General features: G+C 68.2%; 11 protein-coding genes. 9 read left to right on the top strand and 2 right to left on the bottom strand.

Annotated features, from left to right (window positions below):
* From BN973_RS27425 to BN973_RS31845, 6 genes are all read left to right on the top strand, one after another.
* Positions 1-581 (top strand): ATPase, T2SS/T4P/T4SS family (locus BN973_RS27425; protein ID WP_036473191.1); only part of this gene is annotated, 581 nt, incomplete at its 5' end.
* Positions 578-1366: a type II secretion system F family protein gene (locus BN973_RS27420; protein ID WP_036471860.1), complete on the top strand. Its 789-nt coding sequence runs from the start codon at positions 578-580 to the stop codon at positions 1364-1366. The genes BN973_RS27425 and BN973_RS27420, both read left to right, overlap by 4 nt.
* Positions 1363-1950 (top strand): type II secretion system F family protein, encoded by a 588-nt coding sequence (locus BN973_RS27415; protein ID WP_198048965.1) that lies wholly within the window; start codon positions 1363-1365, stop codon positions 1948-1950. The genes BN973_RS27420 and BN973_RS27415 overlap by 4 nt, the downstream gene beginning before the upstream one ends.
* Positions 1951-1983: 33 nt before the next feature.
* Positions 1984-2175 (top strand): DUF4244 domain-containing protein, encoded by a 192-nt coding sequence (locus BN973_RS27410; RefSeq protein WP_036473187.1) that lies wholly within the window; start codon positions 1984-1986, stop codon positions 2173-2175.
* Positions 2176-2198: 23 nt separating this feature from the next.
* Positions 2199-2501, top strand: a complete 303-nt coding sequence (locus BN973_RS31850) for a TadE family type IV pilus minor pilin (protein WP_139830365.1) — start codon at positions 2199-2201, stop codon at positions 2499-2501.
* A 31-nt stretch (positions 2502-2532) separates the two neighbouring features.
* Positions 2533-2829: an Rv3654c family TadE-like protein gene (locus tag BN973_RS31845; protein WP_036471859.1), complete on the top strand. Its 297-nt coding sequence runs from the start codon at positions 2533-2535 to the stop codon at positions 2827-2829.
* On the opposite strand, the gene BN973_RS27395 is transcribed toward BN973_RS31845, so the two are convergent.
* Entirely contained in the window at positions 2830-3867 is a 1038-nt protein-coding gene (locus BN973_RS27395) for a PAS domain-containing protein (protein ID WP_036471858.1), read from the bottom strand. It lies immediately after the preceding gene.
* Between the two features lie 311 nt (positions 3868-4178).
* The gene (locus BN973_RS27390; protein WP_036471857.1) at positions 4179-6482 is read right to left on the bottom strand and encodes a DEAD/DEAH box helicase; all 2304 of its coding nucleotides are present in this window, start codon (positions 6480-6482) and stop codon (positions 4179-4181) included.
* 248 nt (positions 6483-6730) lie between these two features.
* On the opposite strand from BN973_RS27390, the gene cspA reads away from it, so the two are divergent.
* The 3 genes from cspA to topA all read left to right on the top strand — a co-directional run bounded on the left by cspA (position 6731) and on the right by topA (position 10720).
* Positions 6731-6934, top strand: coding sequence for a cold shock protein CspA (gene cspA, locus BN973_RS27385; RefSeq protein ID WP_007166602.1), 204 nt, complete (start codon positions 6731-6733; stop codon positions 6932-6934).
* 178 nt (positions 6935-7112) lie between these two features.
* The gene (locus BN973_RS27380) at positions 7113-7703 is read left to right on the top strand and encodes a hypothetical protein (RefSeq protein ID WP_036473183.1); all 591 of its coding nucleotides are present in this window, start codon (positions 7113-7115) and stop codon (positions 7701-7703) included.
* Positions 7704-7930: 227 nt separating this feature from the next.
* Positions 7931-10720, top strand: coding sequence for a type I DNA topoisomerase (gene topA, locus BN973_RS27375; RefSeq protein ID WP_036471856.1), 2790 nt, complete (start codon positions 7931-7933; stop codon positions 10718-10720).
* The last annotated feature ends 9 nt before the right edge of the window (positions 10721-10729 follow it).

Genomic DNA, 10729 nt, shown 5'->3' with positions numbered 1-10729 from the left:
CCGTACATAACACTGGCAAAACGACTCTGCTGGCGGCCATGCTGGGCGCGGTCTCGCCGACCGAGCGGATCGTGTGTGTCGAGGACGCCGCCGAATTGGCGCCCCGGCATCCGCATCTGGTCAAGCTGGTCGCTCGGTGCGCCAATGTCGAAGGCGTGGGCGAAGTTCCGGTGCGCCAGCTCGTGCGGCAGGCGTTGCGGATGCGGCCCGACCGCATCGTGGTCGGTGAGGTCAGGGGCGCCGAAGTGGTCGACCTGCTCGCGGCGCTGAACACCGGCCATGACGGCGGGGCGGGCACGGTGCATGCCAACAATCCCGGTGAGGTCCCCGCCCGGCTGGAGGCGTTGGGTGCGCTCGGCGGTTTGGATCGGGCCGCGTTGCACAGTCAGCTCGCCGCGGCGGTGCAGGTGCTGCTGCACGTTGCGCGGGGCCGCGACGGCCGGCGCCGGCTCGCTGAGATCGCCGTGCTGCGCCACGTCGACGGGCGGGTCCGGGCGGCGACGGCGTGGCACGTCCAGCACGGCATGACCGGCGATGCCGAGGAGCTGCATCGCTTGCTGCGAAGCCGGCTGTCGGCATGAACGGCATCGCGGTGGCTGCCTCGCTGATGGCGTTGGCGCTGTTGGTATTCCCATCGTCGCCGAAGCGGCGGCTGACCGCACGTCGACAAGTCGTAGTCGGCACGCGCGGGATCGCCTGTCTGGTCGCGGGTGCCGCCGTTGTGGCCGTGATTACGCTGCCGCTGACCACAATCCTGGCCGCCGCGACCGTGACCGCCACGGTGAGCCTGCGCTACCGCCGGCGCCGTCAGCTCCGGCGTGCGACCGAGGAGGGCCGGACATTGGAAGCCGCGCTCGATGTGTTGGTCGGCGAGCTGCGCGTGGGAGCCCATCCGGTGCAGGCGTTCGATGTGGCCGCCGCCGAAACCGTTGGCGCGGTGGCACGGTCGCTGCGTGCGGTCGCGGCACGCGCGCGATTGGGCGCCGATGTCACGGCGGGCCTGCGGGTCGCCGCTGACTCCTCATCCCAGCCCGCGCATTGGCAACGGCTGGCCGTGTGCTGGCAGCTGGCGAGCGACCACGGTCTTGGGATCGCCACCCTGATGCGTACCGCACAACGCGATATCGTTGAGCGACAACGATTCTCATCGAAGATCGACTCGGGCATGGCCGGGGCTCGGGCCACCGCGGCGATATTGGCGGGCTTGCCGGTGTTGGGAGTGTTGCTGGGCCAACTGATCGGGGCCCGTCCGCTGGGCTTCCTGCTGAGCGGGCACGCGGGCGGGTGGCTGTTGGTGGTCGGGTCGGTGTTGACGTGTGGCGGGCTGCTGTGGTCGGACCGAATCATCCAGGGGGCCGTGTCATGAGCACCGCAACGGTGCTGCTGGCGATGGCGTTGTTGATCGCACCCGGCCGGTCGACTGCACGCGCCCGCGCCACGGTTCGTGCGCAACGGCTTCGGCCCGTGCTGCGCGCCGCATCCGGGCGCGGGCCGGACCCGCTGGCCGTCGCCGCTGGCCTCGACGTGCTGGCCGTGTGCCTGCAGGCCGGGATGGCCGTCTCGACCGCGGCGGCCGCAACCGCCGGTTCCGCGCCGGCGCAGCTGGCCGGGATATTGCGGCGGGCCGCCGATCTGCTGGCGCTGGGCGCCGATCCTGCTGTCGCATGGTCGATCTCGCCCGGGAAACCGGTCGACGTGCAGACCGAGGCGCTGCTGCGACTGGCGCGACGTTCGGCATCGTCGGGAGCGGCTCTGGCCACCGGTGTCGCCGAGCTGGCCGAGCAGTCCCGCCACGATGCCGCGCACACCGCCGCGGCGTCCGCCGAGCGGGCAGGCGTGCTGATCGCCGGACCACTCGGGCTGTGCTTCCTGCCGGCGTTTGTCTGCCTCGGCATTGTCCCGGTGGTGGCGGGGCTGGCCGGAGACGTCTTGCAATCGGGCTTGCTGTGAAACCACAACAGAGGGGATACATTGGTGATCAACATGTTTCGCGTGCTGACGGCGCGGATGGCGGTTCTGGCCACCGACGAGTCCGGGATGTCGACGGTCGAGTACGCAATCGGCACCATCGCCGCGGCCGCGTTCGGCGCGATTCTCTACACCGTCGTCACCGGCGATTCAATCGTGTCGGCGCTCACCAACATCATCGGTCGTGCGCTCAACACCAAGGTCTAGCCGGTTGCCGTGGTGCGAGCACCGTGGAAGCGGCATTGGCGATCGCCGCGCTGGTTACGGTGCTGGTGGGATGCCTGGCCGGCATCACGGCCGTGTCGATGCAGGTTCGCTGTGTCGATGCCGCCCGCGAGGCCGCCCGACTGGCCGCCCGCGGTGACGAACGTTCGGCGCTCGACGCGGCGCGGCGCATCGCCCCGGGCGGATCGCGGGTCCAGGTCCGCCGCGACGGTGACTTCGTGGTGGCCACGGTGGTGGCGCACTCAAAGGTACTGCCCGCGTTGGACATCAGCGCCAAAGCGGTCTCGGCGGCGGAACCTTCGGGATGATCGCGGTTCGGCGACCGTACTCGCGGCGGCGATGGTCGCGGTGCTGCTGTGCGTCACGGCTGCCGGTGCGTACCTCGGATCCGTGGTGGTGGCACGCCATCGTGCGCAGGCGGCCGCCGATCTGGCCGCGTTGGCCGCCGCGGCGCGGCTGCCCTCGGGAACCGAGGCGGCCTGTGCCCGGGCGAGTGCGGTGGCCCGCGGCATGCGAATCGGCGATGTCGGCTGCCGGGCCGACGATCTCGACGTCGTCGTCACCGTGCGCGTCACGGCGCTGTTCGGTGAGGTGGCCGAGGCCGCCGCCCGGGCCGGGCCGGTCGACGCGACATGATCAGCCGTCGTCCTCCGCGGCTTTAGGCAGTCCGGCGTTGGCGAGCTCTTCGTCGCTGGGCAAGCGCAGCGAGAGCAGCCCGACGAAGGTGTCGGGCTCGAGTTCCACGCGGTTGGCCGTCACGTGCACCGGCACCCAGTTCCCGTCGAAGCCACGCATCCGCAGCACACGGTTGGTTGACCCCTTACCGAATTCCTTTGTCATCGCTGACATTTGAGGCACGTCATCGGGATGGACTTTCGGCTGGTCTTTATCGGCGCCCCGCCAGTCGTAGAACGTGCAGGGCTCGTCGAGCCATTTCAGCAGGGTCCAGTTGTTGAGGTCGACGAGCGCCCGGTGCACTCCCGCCTGCCGCAGCCCGTTGAGGATTCGCAGGGCCAGGTCGTCGGTGGAGACGATCGGGCCCTTGAGCTCGGCGCGCCAGTTCATCGCCCGCGCGACCAGGTGGTCCTTGCCGTTGGGTCCGGGTTCCAGCGCGCTGCGGCCAATGAAGCCAATTCGGATAGGATTTCCCTGCCAGTCAGTGAGATCCCAAGTGCTGCAGATTGTTTGCCCCGGTACCGCCTTGACCGCCATCGCAAGCACTTTGGTTTCGTTCGGATTGAGCTCCCGCGAAGGAAGGTCTTCGGCAAACGCCCGGCCGAAAGTGACTTCGACTTCGGGATTCTTGCCGCTGATCGCCAGCGACTCGCGGGTGTCGGTGGCCACCCCAAGGGTCAAGTCCCACTTCAGCGGGCCCGCGGTGGGGCGCTCGGGCGGCTCGATGTCGGCGGGTCCGGTCCACACGTGCACACCGTGGATGCAGCCGTCCGACATGACCACCGGTTCGGTGCGGATCACGCGGTCGTGCTTGGGAGTGATACTGGTCAGGCTCTGCCCGGTGCGCATCGACTCGGCGATGGCGGTCCGGACAGCGGCGAGGTGGGGACTGCGGCGGAGAAAGGTCGTGATCGGGACAAGGTTCTTGAGCTGCCGCCCCTGTGCTACCACGGCAGGCTCGTCCCCCAGTGTCTCCACGAGCAACCAGTCGTGGGCCATGCGGTCAATTTTAGGGCGCGCCCGGACTTGTGGGGATCCCCGGGCGCGCCGTCATTGCGCCAGCAAATCCGTCGCGACACCAGTTCAGTGATAGTTCGAATCGACTTCGCCGCCGCTAAGTTACTGGTAAGTTTGCAAACGCCATCACAGCCTTGGTAGGTTTTCTGCTCCGGCCGTTGGTCGCGCTTTGAGACAGCACGCTGGCGTTTCTTCAGTAGAAGGGAAACGCATTCGGCGGTTGTTGTATGCAGTTCCGTGGAGGTCGACCGTCGAGGGGTCGGTCGCCGTCCGTGGATTGCTCAGCGCGATCGCTACGGCAACTCCCCCAGCACGAGCCTGAGCACTTGCACAGCGCCCGCCTTATCCAGCGGGTCATTGCCATTGCCGCACTTGGGGGACTGCACGCAGGACGGACAGCCCATCGGGCATTCACACGCCTCGATGGCCGCCGCGGTGGCACTCAACCAGGTTCGTGCTTGGCGGAATCCGCGTTCGGCGAATCCCGCTCCGCCCGGATACCCGTCGTAGACGAACACGCTGGGCTCGCCCAACGGCCCGACCGCGGTGGACATCCCGCCGATATCCCCGCGGTCGCAGCTGGCCACCAACGGCAGCAGCCCGATCGCGGCGTGTTCGGCCGCGTGCAACGAGCCGGGAATCCGCGATGCGTCAATTCCATTGCTTGCCAATGCTTCCGGTGTGATGGTGTACATCACCGCGGTGGTGTCGAGGACGTGCTCGGGCATGTCCAGCTCGATGAAATCGATAACCTCACCGGACAACCGCCGACGTAGATAGCCCACGACCTGGTGGGTGACCCGGACCGGCACCACGCCCAGGGTCACCGGACCGAACGTCGACTGCTCGCCATTGCCGGTGACCTTGATGTCGGTGATTTCGCGCGCGAACGTTGCATAGCCGGGATCCTCGGCGTGCACGAAGGCGATTGCGTCCTCGAGGTCCAGCGAATCGACGACATACGTGTCGCCTTGGTGCAGATAAACGGCCCCCGGGTGCACCGAGGCGGGGGCCTGCCCGAGTCCGGTACTGCCCAGCAGTCGCCCGGTGTCGGCTTCCACGATGACGACCTGGCCGCCCGCCGAGCCCCGGATGTCCACCGCCCCATGCGGTTCTAGGCCCGGTGCGGGAAAGTACTTGTCGCCGCGCCGGCGCAGTAGCCCGTCGTCGACCAGTCCCTCGGCCACTCCCATGGCACCGAATTCTCGAACCTCTGCCTCTTCGAGCGGCAATTCGGTTGCAGCACAAAGCAGTTGGGGGCCGAGAAGATAGGGGTTGGCCGGGTCGATCACCACCCGCTCGACCGGCTTGCCCAGCAGCGCTGCGGGATTGTGCACCAGATACGTGTCCAGCGGGTCGTCGCGGGCGATCAGCACCACCAGCGCGCCCTGCCCCCGTCGCCCCGAACGGCCGGCCTGCTGCCAAAACGACGCGACCGTGCCGGGAAATCCGGCCAGCACCACCGCATCCAGCCCGGCGATGTCGACACCCAATTCCAGCGCGTTGGTGGTGGCCAGACCCCGCAATCGGCCCTCGGCCAGCGCGCGCTCCAGCGCGTTGCGGTCCTCGGCGAGATAACCGGCCCGGTATGAGGCGACCTGCTGCGAAAGGTCCGGGGCGACGTCGTCCAGCCGCGCCCGGGCGCCCAGCGCGGTCAATTCGGCCGCCCGCCGGGAACGCACGAACGTCAGGGTCTGCGCGCCCTCGGCGATCAGGTCGGCCATCACCCGCGCCGCCTCGACACCGGCCGAACGGCGCACCGGGGCGCCGTGCTCGCCGGTGACGTCGGTGCGCAGCGCGGGCTCCCACAGCGCGACGGTGCGCTCGCCCTGCGGTGAGCCGTCTTCGGTGACCTCTTCGACGGGCAGGCCGATCAGTTCGGACGCCGTGGCGCCGGGCGAATCCGTCGTCGCGCTGGCGAAAATCACCGTAGGGGCTGTCGAGTACCGTGCACACAGGCGCAACAGGCGGCGCAGCACCATCGCCACGTTGGAGCCGAAAACCCCGCGGTAGTAATGACATTCGTCGACGATCACGAAGCGCAGGCCGCGCAGGAACACCGCCCAGCGCGGATGATTTCGCAAAATGGACAAGTGGATCATGTCCGGGTTGGAAAACAGCCAGCGGGAGCGCTCGCGCGCGAAGCGGCGCACCTCGGCGGGACTGTCGCCGTCGTAGGCGACCGGCGCCACGTCGGCGAGTCTCGGCACGGCGGCCGTCAGTGCGTGCGCGGCGCGCAACTGGTCGTGACCGAGCGCTTTCGTCGGCGACAGGTACAGCACTCGGGCCAACCGATCCGTCGCCAGCGCATTGAGCACCGGCAGTTGATAGGCCAGCGACTTGCCCGACGCGGTGCCGGTGCTGACCACGACATGACGCCCGGCGCGGGCCAATTCGGCGGCCTGCGCCTGGTGTGACCACGGTGCGCTGATGCCTCGGTCGGTAAAGGCCGCAATGACGTCGGATTCGGCCCATTCCGGCCAAATGTGGGGCCGGCCGGTCCGGGCCGGGAGCTCCGCGACGTGGCGCAGCGGATGCTCGTCCGGTGCGGTTCCGGCGAGCGCGACGGCGAGCAGGTCGCTGCCGAAACTCGCCACGTCACACCCTCCGAGAATCAGTCGGGGACACAAGTCTGTCGCCGACGCGATGAACATGATTGACTGTTTGCGGTCGTAGCTTCTGTGTTCGTGTCAAAACTTCGCAGGATCGACGTTGCGACCCGCGGTTCCTGCGAGGTTAACGTTCGGGTGAAGTTCCGACGACTCCGCGAGGTATGGCGGCGACAACGGGCCCGGGGCACCGAAAAGCGGTGCTCCGAACCTTGAAGAAAAGGAAAGATCGAGAAATGCCACAGGGAACTGTGAAGTGGTTCAACGCGGAGAAGGGGTTCGGTTTCATCGCCCCCGAGGATGGTTCCGCGGATGTTTTTGTCCACTACACGGAGATCCAGGGTTCGGGCTTCCGCACCCTCGAAGAAAATCAGAAGGTCGAGTTTGAGATCGGCCACAGCCCTAAGGGCCCCCAGGCCACCGGAGTCCGCTCCGTCTAAATCGAGCAGATTCTGACGAAAACCCCCCGTGCAGCCCGCTTTGCGGGTGCCGCCGGGGGGTTTTCACTATCTATTCACTCCTGGGCAACCTTCGGCCCGAAGCGGCCGACACGCCAGGTGTCCCGGCGCGCCGAATGCCTCAAAGCGGGGACGGGCACGCTGGCTTACTGTCGATGTGGTGAGCCAGCTTTCCTTCTTCACTGCGGAGGCGGTGCCGCCCGCGGTCGCCGATCTGTGCGGGGTGCTGGCGGCTTCTGGCCAAATCGTGACGGTGGGCGCTACCGAGGGTCGTGGCGCCCGGCTGTCGGTCGTCGTGGATCAGCAGTGGCGCGCCGCGGCGCTGGCCGAGATGATCGCCGAGGCCGGCTTGGTCCCCGAGATCGGCCGTACCGACGAAGACACGCCTCTGGTGCGGACCGCGGTCGACCCGTCGCTGACCGCGATCGCCGCCGAATGGACGCGCGGGGCGGTCAAGACGGTGCCGCCCCGATGGTTGCCCGGCCCCCGCGAGTTGCGGGCGTGGACCATCGCCGCCGGCACTCCCGAGGGCGATCACTATCAACTGGGCCTGGATCCACACGCCCCGGACACCCATTCGCCGCTGGCCTCGGCGCTGATGCGGGTCGGGATCGCGCCCACCCTGATCGGCACCCGTGGCGGGCGCCCGGCGCTGCGGATCAGCGGACGCCGCAGGCTATCGCGGCTGGTAGAGAACGTGGGGGAGCATCCCGACGGCGCCGAGGCGTTGGCGCTGTGGCCGCGGGTTTAGCCGAGTGACGACGGTGCCCGCCGCACCGGCCGGGCCGTAGCCAAGAGCTGGGTTTTCGGGGAGTCGGTTTGCGTCGGCCCGCCTCCGGGTGCGAAATTGTCAGGTGCCCGAAGGGAAGGAACGTCGGCGTATCTGAATTTCAACGGAATTTCAGACGTCTGCCTGTCATTCTTCCTCCCAGGGCGGTCCCGCACGGGACCGGGAGCAGATATGGAGCGTAAGCGCAGGTGGCTGACCCGACATCAGGCCGCGACGGCAGCGGCAATGGCAGCCGGAGGCGACTTGTCATCGTCGAGTCGCCGACGAAAGCGCGCAAACTCGCGGGCTACCTGGGCTCCACCTACATCGTCGAATCGTCGCGGGGACACATCCGCGACCTGCCCCGAGCCGCCGCCGACGTGCCCGCCAAGTTCAAGTCGGAGCCCTGGGCGCGGCTCGGAGTCAACGTCGACGCCGACTTCGAACCGCTCTACATCATCAGCCCGGAAAAGAAGAGCACGGTCACCGAGCTCAAGGGCCTTTTGAAGGACGTCGACGAGCTCTACCTGGCTACGGATGGTGACCGCGAGGGCGAGGCCATCGCCTGGCACCTGATGGAAACGCTGAAGCCGCGCATCCCGGTCAAGCGGATGGTGTTCCACGAGATCACCGAGCCCGCCATCCTCGAGGCCGCGCAAAACCCCCGCGACCTCGACATCGACCTGGTCGACGCGCAGGAAACCCGCCGCATTCTGGACCGCTTGTACGGCTACGAGGTCAGTCCGGTGCTGTGGAAGAAGGTCGCGCCCCGGTTGTCGGCGGGCCGGGTGCAGTCCGTGGCCACCCGCATCATCGTGCAGCGCGAACGCGACCGCATGGCCTTCCGCAGCGCGTCGTACTGGGACATCTTGGCCCAGCTGGACGCCAGCGTCTCCGACCCCAACGCGCAGCCGCCCACCTTCACCGCCCGGCTGACCTCCGTCGACGGACTGCGGGTCGCCACCGGCCGCGATTTCGACTCGCTGGGCGTCCTGCGCAAGGCCGACGAAGTCGTGGTGCTCGACGAAGCACGAGCCACGGAGCTGGCCGCGGGTTTGCGCGGCTCGCAGCTGTCGGTGGCCTCGGTCGAGGAGAAGCCGTACACCCGCCGCCCGTACGCGCCGTTCATGACGTCGACGCTGCAGCAGGAGGCCGGCCGCAAGCTGCGCTTCTCGTCCGAGCGGACGATGAGCATCGCCCAACGGCTCTACGAAAACGGCTACATCACCTATATGCGTACCGACTCGACGACGCTGTCGCAGTCGGCGATCAGCGCGGCCCGCACTCAGGCCAGTCAGCTTTACGGCGACGAGTACGTGTCCCCGTCGCCGCGCCAGTACACCCGCAAGGTCAAAAACGCCCAGGAGGCGCACGAGGCGATCCGCCCGGCCGGCGAGACGTTCGCCACCCCCGACGCCGTGCGGCGCGAGCTCGACGGCGACGAGTTCCGCCTCTACGAGCTGATCTGGCAGCGCACGGTCGCCTCGCAGATGGCCGACGCGCGCGGGACCACGCTGAGCTTGCGGATCAACGGCCAATCCGGTGACCAGCCGGTGGTGTTCTCCGCGACCGGCCGCACCATCACCTTCGCCGGCTTCCTGAAGGCTTACGTCGAGACCGTCGACGAACTGGCCGGCGGCGAGGCCGACGATGCCGAGCGCCGGCTGCCCCACCTCACCCAGGGGCAGCGGCTGGCGGCCCTCGAGCTCACCCCCGACGGCCACGCCACCAACCCGCCGGCGCGCTACACCGAGGCCTCACTGGTCAAGGCCCTCGAGGAGCTGGGTATCGGCCGCCCGTCGACGTACTCGTCGATCATCAAGACCATCCAGGACCGCGGCTACGTGCACAAGAAGGGCAGCGCGCTGGTGCCCTCGTGGGTCGCGTTCGCGGTCACCGGTCTGCTGGAACAGCATTTCGGCCGACTCGTCGACTACGACTTCACCGCGGCGATGGAAGATGAGCTCGACGCGATCGCGTCCGGCAGCGAGCAACGCACCAACTGGCTCAACAACTTCTACTTCGGCGGCGACCACGGTGTGCAGGATTCGGTGGCCCGCGCCGGCGGCCTCAAGAAGCTCGTCGGGGTCAACCTGGAGGGCATCGACGCCCGGGAAGTCAACTCCATCAAGCTGTTTGACGACTCGGAGGGGCGCCCGGTCTACGTCCGGGTCGGCAAGAACGGGCCGTACCTGGAGCGCACGATCGCCGGCGACGACGGGAAGACAAAGCCGCAGCGCGCCAACCTCAACGACTCGCTGACCCCCGACGAGCTGACGCTGGAGGTGGCCGAGGAGCTTTTCGCCACTCCGCAAGAGGGCCGCTCGCTGGGCGTGGACCCGGAGACCGGCCACGAAATCGTCGCCAAGGACGGCCGGTACGGGCCCTATGTGACCGAGGTGCTGCCCGAGCCGCCTCCGGAGGACGGCGAGGCGGCCCCGGCGAAAAAGGGCAAGAAGCCGACCGGCCCCAAGCCCCGCACCGGGTCGCTGCTGCGCACCATGGATCTGCAGACGGTCACGCTCGAGGATGCGTTGCGGCTGCTTTCGCTACCCCGGGTGGTCGGCGTCGATCCTGCTTCGGGCGAGGAAATCACCGCGCAGAACGGTCGCTATGGCCCATACCTGAAGCGCGGCACGGATTCTCGCTCGCTGGCGACCGAGGAGATGATGTTCGACATCACGCTCGATGAGGCGCTGAAGATCTACTCAGAGCCGAAACGCCGTGGCCGGCAAAGTGCTTCGGCCCCACCGTTGCGCGAGCTGGGCAATGACCCGGCGTCGGGCAAGCCAATGGTGGTGAAGGACGGGCGATTTGGGCCCTATGTCACCGACGGCGAGACCAACGCCAGCCTGCGCAAGGGCGACGACGTGATGTCGATTACCGACGAGCGCGCCGCCGAGCTGCTGGCCGACCGGCGGGCCCGGGGTCCGGTGAAACGGCCCGCGAAGAAGAGCACGCGTAAGGCCCCGGCGAAAAAGGCCGCCAAGCGCGGTTAGCGCCTGCCC

The sequence above is a fragment of the Mycobacterium triplex genome (genome assembly GCF_000689255.1).
Classification (GTDB): Bacteria; Actinomycetota; Actinomycetes; order Mycobacteriales; family Mycobacteriaceae; genus Mycobacterium; species Mycobacterium triplex.
Note: the sequence above shows the minus strand (reverse complement) of the source record. Positions and strands in the feature narration are given on the sequence as shown.

Coding starts and splice junctions, on each gene's coding strand:
- BN973_RS27395 (WP_036471858.1), bottom strand. CDS start 3,867: ATGGCCCACGACTGGTTGCTCGTGGAGACACTGGGGGACGAGCCTGCC.
- cspA (WP_007166602.1), top strand. CDS start 6,731: ATGCCACAGGGAACTGTGAAGTGGTTCAACGCGGAGAAGGGGTTCGGT.
- BN973_RS27420 (WP_036471860.1), top strand. CDS start 578: ATGAACGGCATCGCGGTGGCTGCCTCGCTGATGGCGTTGGCGCTGTTG.
- BN973_RS27415 (WP_198048965.1), top strand. CDS start 1,363: ATGAGCACCGCAACGGTGCTGCTGGCGATGGCGTTGTTGATCGCACCC.
- BN973_RS27410 (WP_036473187.1), top strand. CDS start 1,984: ATGTTTCGCGTGCTGACGGCGCGGATGGCGGTTCTGGCCACCGACGAG.
- BN973_RS31845 (WP_036471859.1), top strand. CDS start 2,533: ATGGTCGCGGTGCTGCTGTGCGTCACGGCTGCCGGTGCGTACCTCGGA.